Source organism: Rhodococcus sp. NPDC003383, assembly GCF_053589115.1.
The window spans coordinates 164,358-180,066 of the sequence record NZ_JBSFRG010000009.1 but is presented as its reverse complement, the minus strand read 5'-3'; the positions used below and the strand labels follow the sequence as shown (position 1 = coordinate 180,066).

Below are 15,709 nucleotides of genomic sequence, written 5' to 3'. Positions count from 1 at the left end.
TCGTGGGTCGCGGAGATCGGGGCGCACGGGGTGGTGGCCGGTCCGGATTCGACGTTGCAGTCGCAGCCGGCGCGGGCGATCGCCAAGGCCTGTGCGCGGGAGGGCATCGACCCGGCCGAGCTGGATCTGGTGGAGATCAACGAGGCGTTCGCGGCGGTGGGGATCGTCTCGGCGCGCGAACTCGGGATCGATGCGGAGAAGGTGAACGTCAACGGTGGGGCGATCGCGATGGGGCATCCGTTGGGGATGTCCGGGGCGCGGATCGCGTTGCACCTGGCGTTGGAGCTGAAGCGTCGCGGTGGCGGGGTCGGTGCCGCGGCACTGTGTGGTGGTGGCGGTCAGGGTGACGCCCTGATCGTGCGCGTCCCCAAGGCCTGACCCCCAAGGCCTGACCCCCAAGGACTGATCGACAACTCGCTTCACCGGCGGGGCCCGGCGCACGGCTCGACCGCCGATCTCCGCCGGTGAGCGATCGCGCTTACGGTTGATTCATGACCCGAGCGACCCGATCGATCGCCCCCGCGACTGCAGGTGACGTGTTCGCGCTGGTGCGCGCCGGCACCGCGACCACTCGCACCGAGATCGGGCAGCTCACCGGGCTCTCCCGCACCGCGGTGGCCTCCCGGGTCTCGGCCTTGCAGGCGCTCGGGCTGGTCGTCGAATGCGAGGAGGGTCCGTCCACGGGCGGCCGTCCGCCGGCGACCCTCACGTTCGGGGTCGACGCCGGCATCGTCCTCGTCGCCGCGATCGGCCGCAGCCGCACCCAGCTCGCGGTCTGCGACCTGGCCGGTCGTCTGTTGTGTACCGACGACGTGGAACAGGAAATCGGCAACGACCCCGACGAACTGATGCCGCTCGTCGCCGCGTGTCTCGGGGCGCTGCGCGACACCCTCGGCCCGGAACGCCCGAAGACCGTCGGAATCGGTGTCGCTCTGCCCGGCACCGTCGACGTCGACCGGGGCTGCAGCCGCAACTCACCGACGATGGCCGGGTGGGACGGCGTGCCGCTGCAGCCCTATTTCGCCGCCCTCGGCGACGTGCCGATCTTCGTCGACAACGACGCCAACGCCATGGTGCTGGCCGAGCGTTTCGGTGAGCGGCGCAAGTTCCGCGACATGCTGCTCATCAAGGCCTCCACCGGGCTTCGTGCGGGCATCGTCTCCGGTGGTGTGCTGCAGCGCGGCGCGGTCGGCGCGGTGGGGGAGATCGGTCATACGAAAATCGCTGCGGCGCAAGGAGTCGTGTGCCGCTGCGGCAACGTCGGTTGTGTCGAGGCCGTGGCCGGCGGCTGGGCGCTGGTTCGCGACCTGGAGGCGCTGGGCCGCAGCGTCACCCACATCCGCGACGTCGTCGAACTCGCCGGAAACGGAGACTCCGAGGCGCGCAGACTGATCCGCGACAGCGGCAGACGCATCGGCGAGGTGGTCGCGGGCGCGGTCAACCTGCTCGACCCCGAGGTGCTCGTGGTCGGGGGAGACATGGCCGGCGCCTACGACGTCTTCGTCGCGGGCATGCGGGAAACCTTGTACGGCAACGCGATTTCCACGGCGACGCAGACGTTGCAGATCCTGCCCTGGGCGTACGGCGACCGGTCCGGCATGATCGGGTGCGCCTCCATGACGCTGGATCAGGTGCTCAGCGTCGGGGCCGTCGACCGGATGGTCGCGGACCTCGTACGGCGGTGACCGGCCGGCGCGTTCAGCTCATCTCGGCTCGCGCCCGTTCGCTCAGTTCGATCAACTGCACGTAGTTGCCGTCCGGGTCCACCACCGTGCCGAACCAGCTGCCGTCGCGGTCTTCCAGCGGCGACAGCCAGGTCGCACCGAGGTCGTCGAGCCGTGCCGCGATCGCCGGAGCGTCGGTGACCTCGATGTTGAGGATCATCCGCCCGGGCTCGGGGTTCTTGCCGCCGACGTCGTCGCGCCGGTCGAGCATGAGGTAGTAGCCGTCGAAGTCGAGCACGTCGTACGCGGGTTCGCCCGGGGTGCGTTCGACCTTCGGCGCCAGTGCCGCGACGTACCAGTCGCGGAGCCGTTCCGGGTTGCTGCTGGCCAGAAGGATGCTGCCGATCGTGGGTGCGCTCATGTCCGCTCCTCGTCGCTCGGGCACGGCCGGTGCCGTGCGCCTCGTACAGGAACAGACCGGCGACCGGAGCGGAACTCATCGCGCCGGACCGGTCGTCACTCCGAGGCGAAGAGCCTCCGCCACCAGGAGATGCGCGCGGGAGGCGCCGGCACCGGATTCGCCGCGGGCCGATCCACGCGCTGTGCGATCGCGGCACGCCGATCCGCGCGCCACTGCTGCACCGTGTCGTCGGCGTCGACCATGTGCAGCGGTACCGGCAGCCGGTCGGGTGCGCGCAGGCAGTCGACGATGCGCCGGTTCAGTTCCGCGACGACCTCGCGCACACCGTCCTCGGTCGGGATGTCCCGCACGGTTTCCGGCAGCCGTTCGATCTCCTTGCGCAGCTGCAGCGGCGGCGGGAGCAGCGCCTCGGTGGACAGGCCTTCCCGGCGCAGGTAGTCCTTGACCCACCACAGCTCGTCGTCGCCGTAGTGGGGGATCGGCTTACCCGCGCCGGGCAGGTTGTCGAAGTCGCCGCGTTCCTGGGCGACGCGGATCTGTCGCTCGACCCACGACTCGAAGGTGATGTCCGGACGCTTGCGCTCGGTCATGAGGCCATTGTCCGCGACACACGATCAGTCGGCGATGTCCTGGTACTCGGGGTGCTTCTCGATGTAGGAGTGCACGAAGGGGCAGATCGGAACGATCCGCTTGCCCTGTTCGCGTACGTCGTCGAGGGCGAAGCGCACGAGTTTGCCGGACAGACCCCGGCCCGAGTAGGCGCCGTCGACCTCGGTGTGGTCGAACACGAGCTGGACATCGCCGTCCGGGTGGTACTGGGTGTAGCCGATGACGGTGTCGCCGTCGCGCAGTTCGTATCGCTGCAGGTCCGGGTTGTGGACGGTGATCACGGACGAGTCGCTCATGAATTTCCCCTAGCCGTTTCCGAGCAGGTGCTTGCGCATCGCGGTGAAGGAGCCGCCGAACCGCGTGACGTCCTCCGCGCTGAGCAGGTCGAACATACTCGAACGCACCGCTTCGACATGTCCGGGGCTGGCTTCGTCCAGCTTGGCGGCGCCCTCGTCGGTCAGTTCGGCCAGCGTGCCGCGTTTGTCCTCGGGGCATTCGACCCGGCGGACCAGTCCGGCGTCGACGAGGCGGGCGATCGCGCGGGTGGCCCCGCTGCGGGTCGTGACCACGGCGTCGGCCAGGGCGCTCATGCGCATGCGTCCACCCGGCGCCTCCGACAGGGCGACGAGCAGTTCGTAGTCCGTCAGCGAGAGGCCGGAGTCGCGGACGAGTTGCCGGTCGAGGGCCGCCATGAGCAGGCGCGTGGCGTCGAGATAGGCGCGCCACGCGCGTTGCTCGTTGTCGTCGAGCCACCTCGGAGTGTCCATATCGCCAGGATACGCGATATGGTTGCGCGATCAACGACTGTGGCGGCCCTCGGGGCGATTACTCCGGTGGGGAGACGTGCACGGAGATGTACAGCGGCTCACCCAGCTGCTCGAGCAGTGCGAGCTGGGTTTCGAGGTAGTCGATGTGTTCTTCCTCCTCGGCGAGGATCGACTCGAAGATGTTCGCCGACGTGATGTCGCTGACCGAGCGCATGTACTCGGACCCCTTCCGCAAGCGGTCGCGAGCCTCGATCTCCACCTGTAAGTCGGCTTCGAACATCTCCTTCACGGTCTGTCCGATGCGGATCGACCCGAGCCGCTGGTAGTTCGGCAGGCCGTCGAGGAACAGAATCCGATCGGTGAGAGTTTCGGCGTGACGCATCTCTTCGAACGACTCGGCGCGCGTGTGTGACGCGAGCTTCGCCCACCCGTTGTTGTCCTGCATCTTCGAGTGCAGGAAATACTGGTTGATCGCGGTGAGTTCGGCAGTCAGCTGCTCGTTGAGATACTCCAGGACTTTCTTGTCGCCCTTCATGGAACCTCCCGGGGTGGAACCATCGAGTTCACCGCCGGGTAGGGGCTGGCTACACGGCGGTCTCGAGTTCGATGTTCTCACTCTGGCGGGCGGCCCGCAGGATCGCCGAGATATTGCGTACGCAACCGCCGCAGTCGGTACCCGCCCGGCATGCCGCGCTGATTTCCCGGGTACAGCGCGCGCCTGCAGCGATCTCAGCCTCGATGTGATTGTGAGTGAGAGCGTGGCAGCTGCAGACGTACATGCGGTCGACCAATCTGGAGCGGTGGTACTTAGGATGTCCAAACCTTACCGTACTAAGGCCTGGCTACCCTGTGATCGTAATCACATTGCGACCGCTTCTGCGTCGGGAAAATGCCCAGCCTCCACCCAGGGCACTCAGAACTGTTGCTGCTGTTGCAGTTGCGACGACACCGCATGATTGATGCGTTGCAGTCCGCTGTTCGTCAGCCCCGGCAGCTGTCCTTCGATCATCCGGACCACCGAACTGTCGTCGATCACCTTCTCGCTGGACTGGATGAGCACCGTCCCCGCGCCGGTGAAATCGAACTGCCGCTCCTCGCCGGACTGCACGCCGAACATGCGCGCACCGGCCGCGACGAACCCGGTCACCCAGGACTCGTCGAAGTGATGGCTGGGGGACGGGCAGTCCGCCCAGCCCACCAGCGCCTCCGGGTCCACCCGCAACGGCGGCTCCGCGAAGATCACCGGGCCGTTCGACGACGCCAGGAACTTGCCGGTTCCGATCAACGTGAGGAAACCGGGCACGATCGACTGGTTCAGCGACAATCCCGGCTCGAACGCCAGCAGGTTCGCGGCCCGGATGGTCAGGTTGCCGTCGTCGAGATCGTAGGAGTTGATGTCGTAGCCGCGGTCGCCGAGGATCAGCTTTCCGTAGCCCTCGGCGACCACGTAGTCACCCAGATACAACGGTGCCGAGAACTGGTGGGCCACCATCTGCAACAGCTGACCCTGCAGCCCGTGGGTGAGCGCGGTGAACTGGATCTGGCCGTAGTAGGCGATCATCGCGCCCTTCGACAGGAACCACGGGCTCTGCAGATCGATGCAGTACGCGTAGTTGTTGCCGGGCACGTTGTCGTTGCCGACGAGATGCGACGGATTCAGAACGACACTCACAGCTTCTCCTCCGATGCCTGCACGTAGACGATGCCCTGCCCGGTGCATTCGAGCTGCAGACTCTCACCCCCGGTCCGGCCGGCGTTGCGCCAGCTCATCGTCGACTTCAGGTCGGTCCGCACCGGCCCGAGCGCCGCGACGAACGACTGTGGATCGACGAACACCGGTGCCGGTCCACCGACCTGCAGCTCGATGATCCCGCCGTGGGCCAGCAGCACCGCCGCCCCGTAACCCGACAACTGGGTGGTGAACATGCCGGTGCCCGTCACCATGCCGGTGGCCGCGCCGCGCAGCGCCCCGAGCAGACCGCCGCCACCGCCGCCCGCGGCCGCGGGAGCGGCGGACGCCTGCACGACCGCGCTCTGCAGGCCCGAGGTGTGCGCGAGCAGTCGGGACGCCTCCACCCGCAGTTCCCCACCGGCGGACATGTCCACGATGTGGGTTTCGAGGCCACGGAATCCGTAGTGCACGACGCCGTTGCCCTGCGCGACCATCGTCGCCTCGTGCTCGCCCTGCATCATGCGTCCGGCCATCGCCACGATCCCGCCCGGGCCGGGCATACCGCCGGCACCGGGAACCTGATGCGGGCTGAAATGTACTGTCCCCGTGTAGAAGAGCATCGCGCCGCGGCGTGCAACGACGGGCCCCGACTGGTTCAGGTCGACGCGGACGACCTTGTTGTTGACCTTGGTGAAAGTCATCGTCTTCCTACCGTTCCGCCGGCTGGATGGACACGACACCCATCCCGTCCCACTTGAGCGAGAAGGCTTCGCCGCTGCCCTGACCGATCGCGGACCGCCACGACACGTCGGTGACGAACGACTGCGTCAACTGTCCCTTCGCGCAGACGAAGGCATCCGGGTCCACGACCAGTGGGTACTGGGGAGAGACCTCGAGGTGGATCAGCGGCCCGCCCGACGACAGCAGTGCGACCTGTCCGGTGCCCGTGACCGTCGTGGTGAACAGTCCCTGACCGCTCATGCCGCCCCGGACCCCGGCGAACGCGACATTGGTGGAGAGGTTCCCGTTCAGAGCCAGCAACTGCTCGGACTCGACCTGCAGCGTCTCGTTGTTCAGGTCGAGCACGGTCACGTTCCGGCCCCGATGCGCGAGATAGACGACGCCGGTGCCGCTGGCCTCCATCAGAGACAGCCCCTCACCGGTCGCGCGCTGCCGCAGACCCGCGAGCACGCCCTCGCCGCCGCCGAACCCGGCCGACTTGAAGCTCACCTGGCCTTCGTAGGCCACCATCGAGCCCGACAGGGCGCGGATGCTGGTGTTGCTCAGCTGGGCCTCGATGACCCGTTTCGATTTCTCGAGCAGTCGCATGGCGCGAAACGATAGCGGGTGCAGGTCGTGCGCGCCTAGCGGCAGTCGACTGTCGAATGCGCTGCTCGTCCCGAACGGGATCCGGCCCGGTCCGCGTGTGGCGGGCCGGGCCGGATTTCGTCGTACCTGTGGGGGTTCTACAGGCCGAGATCCTTGGCGATGATCGTCTTCATGACCTCGCTGGTGCCGCCGTAGATGCGGCTGACGCGCGTGTCCGCGTACAGGCGCGCGATCGGGTACTCGGTGATGTAGCCGTAGCCACCGTGCAGCTGCAGGCACTTGTCGATGATGCGTCCGGCCACTTCGGTGCCGAACAGCTTCGCGCGGGCGGCGTCGGGCACGGTGAGCTCACCGCGGTCGTGCAGTTCGAGGGCGTTGTCGACCATCAGCTGCAGGGCCTGCAGCTCCGTCGAGCATTCGGCGAGCACGAACTTCGTGTTCTGGAACGCGGCGACCGGCTTGCCGAACACCTTGCGGTCCTTGGTGTATGCGAGCGCGTGCTGCACCGCCGCCGCCGCGGTCGCCGACGCACCGAACGCGATGGTGAGCCGCTCCTGCGCGAGGTTGTGGGTCAGGTACTGGAAGCCCTTGCCCTCCTCGCCCAGCAGGTCCTCGACAGGAACCTTGACGTCGGAGTACGACAGCTCCGCGGTGTCGGAGGTCTTCAGGCCGATCTTGTTGAGCTTGCGGCCCACCGAGAATCCCTCGGAGGTGGTGTCGACGACGAGGATCGACAGGCCGGCGCGCCGGTTCTCCGGATCGAACGGCGCGGTGCGGCAGACCGTGAGGATGCGGTCGGCGAGCGCGCCGCCGGTGATGAACGTCTTCGCGCCGTTGATCACGTAGTGGGTGCCGTCCTCGGACAGCTTGGCGGTGGTGGCGATGTTCGCGAGGTCCGAACCGGTGCCCGGCTCGGTCATGGCGATCGCGAACATCAGGTCACCGGAGCAGAATCCCGGGATCCAGCGCTGCTTCTGCTCCTCGGTTCCGTACTCCAACAGGTACGGCAGGATGAGATTCGAGTGCACCGAGTACGAGCCGAAGGTCACACCGGCGGCCGAGCATTCCTCGGCGACAACGGCATTGAACTTGATGGACGACTCGCCGCCGCCGCCGTACTCCTCCGGTGCCTGGATGCCGAGGATGCCCAGCTCGCCGAGACGGTTGTAGAACTTGCGCGGGGGATGCCCGTCGGCCTCCCACTCGTGGTACACCGGCGCGACTTCCTTCGCGATGAAGTCGCGCACCGTCTCGCGGAACGCCTCGTGATCCTCGTTGTACACCGTACGCTGCACGGTCGAACTCCCTCTGGTTGTCCGGTTGGTCGAATTACAGTGCGTAACTACGCAGTACACCCTTGCTGATGATCGTCTTCTGGATCTCGCTGGTGCCTTCGCCGATGAGCAGGAACGGCGCTTCGCGCATGAGCCGTTCGATCTCGTATTCCTTGGAGTAGCCGTAGCCGCCGTGGATGCGGAAGCTGGCCTGGGTGACCTCCGAGCAGTACTCGCTGGTGAGGTACTTGGCCATGCCGGCCGCGACGTCGTTGCGTTCGCCCGAATCCTTCAGGCGCGCAGCGTTGACCATCATCAGGTGGGCTGCCTCGACCTTGGTGGCCATCTCCGCGAGGGAGAACCCGATCGCCTGGTGCTGTGCGATGGGCTTGCCGAAGGTGGTGCGCTGCTGGGCGTACTGCGCGGCGAGCTCGAACGCGCGGATCGCGACACCGCACGCGCGGGCCGAGACGTTGACGCGGCCGACCTCGACGCCGTCCATCATCTGGAAGAAGCCCTTGCCGGGGACGCCGCCGAGAATGTCGGTGGCCTTGGCCTTGTAGTTGTCGAAGATGAGCTCGGTGGTGTCGATGCCCTTGTAGCCCATCTTGTCGATCTTGCCGGGGATGGTGACCCCGGGGACGACCTCGCCGAATCCGGCGGGCTTCTCGACCAGGAAGGTGGTCAGGTTCTGGTGCGCCTTCTCGGCGTCCTCCTCGGTCTTGACCAGCGCGGCGACCAGCGTCGAGCTGCCGCCGTTGGTCAGCCACATCTTCTGGCCGTTGATGACGTAGTCGCCGCTGTCGTCGCGCTTGGCCTTGGTGCGGATCGCGGCGACGTCCGAGCCGAGTTCGGGCTCGGACATGGAGAAGGCACCGCGGGTCTCACCGGTGGCCATCTTCGGCAGGTAGTAGTTCTTCTGCTCGTCGGTGCCGTGCTGGCGCAGCATGTACGCGACGATGAAGTGGGTGTTGATGACGCCGGAGACGCTCATCCAGCCGCGGGCGAGTTCCTCGACGCACAGCGCGTAGGTGAGCAGCGACTCGCCGAGGCCGCCGTACTCCTCGGGGATCATCAGGCCGAACAGGCCCATCTCCCGCATCTGGTCGACGATCGCCTGCGGGTAGGTGTCCGAATGCTCGAGTTCCTGCGCGTTCGGGATGATCTCGCGGTCGACGAATGTGCGGACGGTGTCCAGGATTTCGGTCTGGAACTCGGTCAGGCCGATCGTCTGGGCGAGGCGGGTCATGCGTGATCCTTCTGGTTGATGCGGACGGTGCCGGCTGCGGCGAGGGCGTCGACCTCGTCGCCGGTGAGACCGAGGTGCTCGACGAGCACGTCGGCGGTGTCGTCACCGTTGGCGGGAGCAGGGCGGACGGCCGGGTACCCGCCGTCGAACGACATGGGGACCGCGGCCGCGGAGTAGGTGCCGATACGCGGCTGGTCGAGCTGCTGGAACATCGGATTGTCCGTCACGCGCGGGTCGGCGGCGAGCTCGGCGAACGTGCGGTAGCGCTCGTGCAGGATGGAGGTCCCGTCGAGCGCGGCCTCGACCTCGGCTGCGGTCCGGGCACCGAACCACCCGGCGAACAGGCCGTTCAGTACCGCGCGGTGCTTGTAGCGTTCGCCCTCGATGCGGAAGTCGGCGCCGATCGCGGCTTCGACGGCGGTGACGGCCGCGGTCGTGCCGGTCAGTTCCGTCAGGTCGCGGAAGTGTCGCGGGGTCAGCGCGACGATCATGAAGCGGGCACCGTCGGAGGTGGCGAAGTCGCAGCCGTAGGTGCCGTAGACGGCGTTGCCGACGCGGCCGCGGCCGGTGAGGCCCAGCTGCGCCTCGGCGATGTAGCCGAGATTGCCCACCGTCGCGAACGCGACATCCTCCAGCGGCAGAACGATCTTGGTGCCGGCTCCGGTGACCTCGCGGCGGTACACCGCGGACGCCACCGACAGCGCGGCGTACAGACCGCACGAGACGTCCCATGCGGGCAGCACGTGGTTGACCGGGCCGTCGAGATTCTCCGGACCGGTGACCTGCGGGAAGCCGGCGGCGGCGTTGACGGTGTAGTCGACGGCGCCGGTGCCGTCGGCACGTCCGAGCACCTGCACGTGGATCAGGTCGGGACGGATCGCGGCCAGGGCGTCGTAGTCCAGCCAGTCGCGGCCGGCGGCGTTGGTGACGACGATCCCGGCGTCGATGATCAGGTCGCGGATCAGCTTGTGCGCGTTCGGATCACGGAAGTCCGCGGCGAACGAGCGCTTGCCCTTGTTCAGGTTCGCCCAGTAGATCGACTCGCCGTCCTCGGTCAGCGGCCACCGCTTGTAGTCGGCGGCTCCACCGATCGGGTCGATGCGGATCACGTCGGCGCCGAGGGCGGCGAGGGTCATTCCGCACAACGGCGCGGCCACGAAGCTCGACACCTCGATCACGCGCACACCGGCCAGGGGTGCCGTGGACGAAGGGAGCTCGTCGGTGGAAGCGGTGGAGTTCATGCGTTGCCTGTCCTCGTCACGAGGTCCGGGCACACCTGTCCCGAACCGATTGCCACGTCAGAATGCAACACATCTCACCTACGGAACCAGGACCGTTCGGCTATCGGACGGTTAGCGCACACCAATGAGCTGATCGTCGAACTGAGCGCGGGTCACAACTGCTTTCGGTCCGGTTGTGATCTTTCATAGGTACGAGTGATCGATCCGTTCACATACGGCTCTTTGCGGTCCGTGAGATGGGTCACGTTCAATGTGTACGGACGCCAGGCGTGATGTTCCACGTAGAGGCCGGGGTAGGTCCCCGCTTCTCACCCTCCGAGTTCTGAAGGGACTCCCCAGTGACTACAGGCGAAATCGTCAACGGCAGATCTGACACTCCTGATGCCGCGAGGGCGAAAGCCCCCGCCTTCAAGGTGACCGCGGGCCGCGCATGGGGGATGACCGGGCTGGTCATCTTCCTCTACGTCGTCAACTACGCGGACAAGGCCGTCCTCGGCATCATCGCGAAGCCGCTGAAGGAAGACCTCGGCCTCACCTCGTCGCAGATCGGCCTGGTCGGTTCGCTCTTCTTCGTGACGTTCACGATCGGCGGGTTCCTCGCAGGCCCGCTCAACAAGTACCTGACCCTGCGGTGGGCGCTGCTGGCACTCGGCGTGATCTGGTCGGTCGTCATGCTCCCGCTCGTCGTCTCGGCGTCGCTCGTGTTGCTGATCGTGTGCCGCATGCTCCTCGGTCTGGCCGAAGGACCGAGCTCGGCACTCATGCATGCCGCGACCTACTCGTGGCATCCGCCGGCCAAGCGTGGTCTGCCGGGCGCGTTCCTCGCCGGCTCGGCGTCGGTTGCGAAGATCGCCCTCGCGCCCGTGCTCACGTACATCACGGTCGAGTACGGCTGGAAGATGGCGCTGATCGCGCTCTCGGTCCTCGGTGGCGTGTGGGTCCTGTCGTGGCTGTCGGGCTGGAAGGAAGGTCCCTACACCGCGAAGGTCGTCAAGGGTGGTGACGCCGCGAGCGCATCCACCGAGCCGTCCGTGCCGTGGAGCAAGATCTTCCTCAACCGCACATTCGCGAGCTGCGCACTTCTGATCATCGTCGTCTACGCGCTGACCACCGTCGTCCTGACCTGGCTTCCCTCGTACTTCCAGGACGGCCTCGGCTACAGCCAGCTCCAGGCCGGTTCCATGTTCGCCTTCCCGTCGATCGTCGGCCTGTTCCTCATGATCGTCTCCGGATCCGTCACCGACCGCCTGGCCGGCAAGGGCACCAGCTCCCGGGTCGTCCGCATCATCGTGCCGTGCGTCGGCGTGCTCATCTGCGGTGCCGTGCTGGTCTTCCTCCCGTACATCGGGACGCCGGCCCTCGCTGTCGCCGCGGTCTCCATCGGCTACGGCTTCGGTGCGATCGTGTTCCCGCTGATCAACGCCGCGATCTCGGAGCTGTGCCCGCCGCAGCAGACCGCGGGCACCATGGGTGTGTTCCTCGCGCTCATGGCGATCGGTGGCCTGGTCGCCCCGTACGCGACCGGTGTCATCGTCGACAACGCCGCGACTCCGGCCGAGGGTTACGCCACCGCGTTCCAGGTCATCGGTGTGCTCGGTGTGATCGCCGCGGTGCTGGTGCTGGCACTCGCGAACCCCGATCGCGACCGCAAGCTGATCCGCAGCGAGGCCTGACGAAAGTAGTGGCATAGCTTCCACCTAACGGAAGCTTCCGCCGAAAGACTTTCCCTCACCGGCCGGGTGCGTGGTCTCCTCGAATGTGAGGACCACCACCCGGCCGGTCATCGTTTTCCCTTCGCCACGGTTGCCCGGCAACCGTGTCCCCGCAACAGCAAAGGACCGATTCGCATGCGCGATGCCGTGATCGTCGACGCCGTCCGGACCCCCATCGGGCGTCGCGGTGGCGCACTGTCCGAGATCCACCCCGTCAACCTGTCCGCACACGTGCTGACGGCGCTCGCCGAGCGGACCGGCCTCGACCCCGCCACCATCGACGACGTCCAGTGGGGCTGCGTCAGCCAGGTTGGCGACCAGGCCGGAATCGTCTCGCGCAGCGCGGTGTTCGCGGCAGGATGGCCGGTCACCGTGCCCGCCACCACGATCAACCGCGCGTGCGGCTCCAGCCAGCAGGCCGTGTCCTTCGCCGCCGCGACCGTCATCTCCGGCCAGAACGACGTCGTGGTCGCCGGTGGTGTCGAGTCCATGAGCCGCGTGCCGATGGGCAGCGCCAGCAAGGACGGCCAGCACTTCCCGCAGAACGTGCGCGACCGCTTCGGTGTCGAGGGCTTCAGCCAGGGCATCGGCGCCGAGATGATCGCCGAGAAGTGGGGCTTCTCGCGCACCGCGCTCGACGAGTTCTCGCTGCGCTCGCACGAGCTGTCCGCCGCCGCGACCGACGCGGGCGCCTTCACCGGCCAGATCGCCCCCGTCGGCGACTTCGCCACGGACGAGGGCATCCGCCGCGGCGGCACCCTCGAATCGCTCGGCAAGCTCAAGACCGTGTTCAAGGAGGACGGCGTCATCCACGCCGGCAACTCCTCGCAGATCTCCGACGGTGCCGGCGCCCTGCTCATCACCACCAGCGAATACGCCGCGGCGCAGGGCTGGACCCCGCTCGCCCGCATCCACACCGCCGTCGTCGCCGCCGACGACCCGGTCGTCATGCTCACCGGCCCGATCCCCGCGACCGAGAAGGCGCTGAAGCGTTCCGGTCTGTCGATCGACGACATCGGCGCCTTCGAGATCAACGAGGCGTTCGCCCCGGTGCCGCTCGCGTGGCAGGCCGAGACCGGCGCCAAGCTCGACCGTCTCAACCCGCTCGGCGGTGCCATCGGCGTCGGTCACCCGCTCGGTGGCTCCGGTACGATCCTCATGACGCGTCTCGTGCACCACATGCGCGACAACGGAATCCGCTACGGCCTGCAGTCCATGTGCGAGGCCGGCGGCATGGCCAACGCCACCATCCTCGAACTCCTCTGACCTGACCCGCATCGACCGAAGGAAATCGAACACCATGGAACTCAAGGGACTTTCGATCGCGATCACCGGTGGCGCCTCGGGCCTCGGCCTCGCCACCGCGCGCCGCGTCCTCGACGCGGGCGGCACCGTCACCCTCATCGACCTGCCCACCTCCAACGGTGCGGACGTCGCGGCCGAACTCGGTGACGCTGCGGTCTTCGCCCCCGCCGACGTCACCGACGCCGACCAGTTCGCCGCCGCCCTCGACGTCGCGCACGAGCGCGGCGGGCTGCGCGGCGTCGTCCACTGCGCCGGTGCCGGCCGCAAGATGCGCGTGCTCGACAAGGAAGGCAAGGCCGGGTCGCTCGAGGACTTCGAGTTCGTGATCCGTCTCAACCTCATCGGCTCGTTCAACGCACTGCGCCTCGGCGCCGAGCGCATGGCGCAGCTCGAGCCGATCGACGGTGAGCGTGGCGCGGTCGTCATGACCGCTTCGGTCGCGGCGTTCGAGGGCCAGATCGGGCAGATCAACTACTCGGCGTCGAAGGCCGGCATCGTCGGCATGACGATCGTCGCCGCCCGCGACCTGGCCAGCAAGGGCATCCGCGTCAACACGATCGCCCCCGGCATCATGGACACCCCGCTGCTCGCCCGCCTGCGCGAGGACGTGCGCGCGTCGCTCGAGGCGACCGTCCCGAACCCGTCCCGCCTGGGCCGCCCGGACGAGTTCGGCCGCCTCGCGGCGTCGATCCTCGAGAACGGCTACATCAACGGCGAGACCATCCGCCTCGACGGTGCCATCCGCATGGCACCGCGGTAACGGCTGTATCGCAATGGATCTCAGCACTCTTACCCAGATGCACCTGACCTACCCGCAGGTGTCCATGGCCGTGTGGGCGCAGAGCATGGGTGCTCGCTACGGGGACCGGCTCGCCATCGTCGACGGTGACCGCACCTGCACGTACCGCGAACTCGACGAGCGGTCCGCGCAGTTCGCGAGCGCGCTCGCCGCGTCCGGTGTGCGGCCGCGAGATGTGGTGCTGCTGCACATCGGCAACTGCATCGAGTTCGTCGTCGCCTACTACGGCACGCTGCGGGCCGGTGCGACCGTCACCCCGGTCAACCCGCTGCAGCCGCTGCCGGGTCTGCGTCGCCAGATCGAGGAGACCGGCGCGGTCGTCGGTGTCAGCCAGCCCGCGCAGGCACAGACCCTGCGGGACGCCGCGGCCGGTACGTCGCTCACGACGGTGGTCGTCGCTGGTGACGGGGTCGTCGCGGACGGCCCGGTCGTCGGGTTCGACGCGTTCCTCGCCGGGCAACCCACCGAGTTCGCGGCGGCCGAGGTCACCGGCGACGACGTCGCGCACCTCGCCTTCACCGGCGGTACGACCGGCATCTCGAAGGGCGTGCGGGTACTGCACCGCAACGTCGTCGGCAACGTCACCCAGATGTGCGCGTGGCGCGCGGGGCACGCCGTCCGGGAGACCCCCGACGGCCTGGTCACGCTCGACCCGATCGAGGAGCTCGACATCTACGGCGTCCAGCCCGGCACGGGTTCGACGGTCGTGGTGTCGCCGCTGTTCCACGCGCACGCGCTGATCAACACGTCGTTCCTGCTGATGTGCGGGTTGACGCAGGTGATGGCCGGTCGCTTCGATCCCGCGCGCATGCTCGAGCTCATCGAGAAGCACGAGGCGAGCTACATCACGGGCAGCCCCGCGATGTGGCATTCGCTGGCCACCCATCCGGATGTCGCCACCCGCGACACCTCGACGGTGCGGGTCGTCTCGTCCGGTGCCGCGCCGATCGACCGCGGCACGCTCGACGCGCTGGTCACGGCGTTCCCCAATGCGCGGGTGACCGAGGGCTACGGCCTGACCGAGGCGACGTGTGTGGTCACGGCCAACCCGCTGGGCGTCGGCACGGACTACCGCCTCGGCAGTGTCGGGATCCCGATCTTCGACACCGAAGTGCAGATCCGCGCGCAGGGCACCACGACCGAGGTCGGTCCCGGGGAGCACGGTGTGCTGTGGGTCCGCGGACCGCAGGTCACCGACGGTTACCTGAACCATCCCGACATCACGGCGCAGCAGTACGTCGACGGATGGCTCGACACCGGTGACATCGCCTACAAGGACGAGGACGGCTACGTGTTCATCGCGGACCGCGCGAAGGACATGCTGATCTACAAGGGCTACAACGTGTATCCGCGTGAGCTCGAGGAGATCCTGGTGTCGCACCCGTCGGTGTCGACGGCCGCGGTGATCGGCCGCGACGCCGGCGCGGTCGGGCAGGAGCCCATCGCGTTCGTGGTCCCGCGTGACGGCGCCGACGTCGACGAGGCGGAACTGATGACGTTCGTCGCCGAACAGGTGTTGCCGTACAAGAAGATTCGCGATGTCGTGGTGGTCGATGCGCTGCCGACGTCGGCGGCCGGCAAGATCCTCAAGACGGATCTGCGGTCGCGGCTGGCGGAGGTGTCGCAGCCGAGCTGACAGGCGAAACCCCTCCCTCGTATCCGATCCC

17 protein-coding genes and 1 pseudogene are annotated in these 15,709 nt (G+C 67.7%); 6 read left to right on the top strand and 12 right to left on the bottom strand.

Annotated features, from left to right (window positions below; all coding sequences use genetic code 11):
- Together ACWDTS_RS11165 and ACWDTS_RS11160 are read left to right on the top strand one after the other, a co-directional pair.
- Positions 1-378, top strand: a pseudogene (locus ACWDTS_RS11165) (acetyl-CoA C-acyltransferase); the annotation flags it as partial.
- A gap of 113 nt (positions 379-491) precedes the next feature.
- Positions 492-1,685, top strand: coding sequence for an ROK family protein (locus tag ACWDTS_RS11160; protein WP_450118192.1), 1,194 nt, complete (start codon positions 492-494; stop codon positions 1,683-1,685).
- A gap of 13 nt (positions 1,686-1,698) precedes the next feature.
- On the opposite strand, the gene ACWDTS_RS11155 is transcribed toward ACWDTS_RS11160, so the two are convergent.
- The 12 genes from ACWDTS_RS11155 to ACWDTS_RS11100 form a co-directional block, all read right to left on the bottom strand.
- Positions 1,699-2,085 carry a VOC family protein gene (locus tag ACWDTS_RS11155; RefSeq protein WP_450118191.1) on the bottom strand — a complete coding sequence of 129 codons (387 nt, stop codon included), beginning with the start codon at positions 2,083-2,085 and terminating at the stop codon, positions 1,699-1,701.
- Between the two features lie 95 nt (positions 2,086-2,180).
- A complete protein-coding gene (locus tag ACWDTS_RS11150) occupies positions 2,181-2,675 on the bottom strand; it encodes a DnaJ family domain-containing protein (RefSeq protein ID WP_450118190.1) in 495 nt (164 codons plus the stop codon).
- A gap of 24 nt (positions 2,676-2,699) precedes the next feature.
- Positions 2,700-2,990, bottom strand: coding sequence for a GNAT family N-acetyltransferase (locus tag ACWDTS_RS11145; RefSeq protein ID WP_197251695.1), 291 nt, complete (start codon positions 2,988-2,990; stop codon positions 2,700-2,702).
- A gap of 9 nt (positions 2,991-2,999) precedes the next feature.
- Positions 3,000-3,461, bottom strand: coding sequence for a MarR family winged helix-turn-helix transcriptional regulator (locus tag ACWDTS_RS11140; RefSeq protein WP_450118189.1), 462 nt, complete (start codon positions 3,459-3,461; stop codon positions 3,000-3,002).
- A 58-nt stretch (positions 3,462-3,519) separates the two neighbouring features.
- On the bottom strand, positions 3,520-3,996 hold the full coding sequence (gene bfr / locus ACWDTS_RS11135; protein WP_197251693.1) for a bacterioferritin: 477 nt from the start codon (positions 3,994-3,996) through the stop codon (positions 3,520-3,522).
- A gap of 49 nt (positions 3,997-4,045) precedes the next feature.
- Positions 4,046-4,240, bottom strand: a complete 195-nt coding sequence (locus tag ACWDTS_RS11130) for a (2Fe-2S)-binding protein (protein ID WP_197251698.1) — start codon at positions 4,238-4,240, stop codon at positions 4,046-4,048.
- Positions 4,241-4,374: 134 nt separating this feature from the next.
- Positions 4,375-5,133, bottom strand: a complete 759-nt coding sequence (locus ACWDTS_RS11125) for an AIM24 family protein (protein WP_420753016.1) — start codon at positions 5,131-5,133, stop codon at positions 4,375-4,377.
- The gene (locus ACWDTS_RS11120; protein WP_450118188.1) at positions 5,130-5,834 is read right to left on the bottom strand and encodes an AIM24 family protein; all 705 of its coding nucleotides are present in this window, start codon (positions 5,832-5,834) and stop codon (positions 5,130-5,132) included. Before ACWDTS_RS11120 ends, ACWDTS_RS11125 begins: the two co-directional genes overlap by 4 nt.
- Before the next feature lie 7 nt (positions 5,835-5,841).
- Positions 5,842-6,462: an AIM24 family protein gene (locus ACWDTS_RS11115; RefSeq protein ID WP_450118187.1), complete on the bottom strand. Its 621-nt coding sequence runs from the start codon at positions 6,460-6,462 to the stop codon at positions 5,842-5,844.
- A 137-nt stretch (positions 6,463-6,599) separates the two neighbouring features.
- Positions 6,600-7,757 (bottom strand): acyl-CoA dehydrogenase family protein, encoded by a 1,158-nt coding sequence (locus ACWDTS_RS11110; RefSeq protein WP_450108703.1) that lies wholly within the window; start codon positions 7,755-7,757, stop codon positions 6,600-6,602.
- 34 nt (positions 7,758-7,791) lie between these two features.
- On the bottom strand, positions 7,792-8,985 hold the full coding sequence (locus tag ACWDTS_RS11105) for an acyl-CoA dehydrogenase family protein (RefSeq protein ID WP_450118186.1): 1,194 nt from the start codon (positions 8,983-8,985) through the stop codon (positions 7,792-7,794).
- The gene (locus ACWDTS_RS11100) at positions 8,982-10,226 is read right to left on the bottom strand and encodes a CoA transferase (RefSeq protein WP_450118185.1); all 1,245 of its coding nucleotides are present in this window, start codon (positions 10,224-10,226) and stop codon (positions 8,982-8,984) included. The genes ACWDTS_RS11105 and ACWDTS_RS11100 overlap by 4 nt, the downstream gene beginning before the upstream one ends.
- A gap of 338 nt (positions 10,227-10,564) precedes the next feature.
- Between ACWDTS_RS11100 and ACWDTS_RS11095 the strand changes: the two genes are divergently transcribed.
- The 4 genes from ACWDTS_RS11095 to ACWDTS_RS11080 all read left to right on the top strand — a co-directional run bounded on the left by ACWDTS_RS11095 (position 10,565) and on the right by ACWDTS_RS11080 (position 15,678).
- A complete protein-coding gene (locus ACWDTS_RS11095; protein WP_450108706.1) occupies positions 10,565-11,899 on the top strand; it encodes an MFS transporter in 1,335 nt (444 codons plus the stop codon).
- Positions 11,900-12,073: 174 nt separating this feature from the next.
- Positions 12,074-13,204: a thiolase family protein gene (locus tag ACWDTS_RS11090; protein WP_450118184.1), complete on the top strand. Its 1,131-nt coding sequence runs from the start codon at positions 12,074-12,076 to the stop codon at positions 13,202-13,204.
- Positions 13,205-13,238: 34 nt separating this feature from the next.
- Positions 13,239-14,003: an SDR family NAD(P)-dependent oxidoreductase gene (locus ACWDTS_RS11085; protein ID WP_197251686.1), complete on the top strand. Its 765-nt coding sequence runs from the start codon at positions 13,239-13,241 to the stop codon at positions 14,001-14,003.
- 37 nt (positions 14,004-14,040) lie between these two features.
- Positions 14,041-15,678: a class I adenylate-forming enzyme family protein gene (locus tag ACWDTS_RS11080; RefSeq protein WP_450108708.1), complete on the top strand. Its 1,638-nt coding sequence runs from the start codon at positions 14,041-14,043 to the stop codon at positions 15,676-15,678.
- The last annotated feature ends 31 nt before the right edge of the window (positions 15,679-15,709 follow it).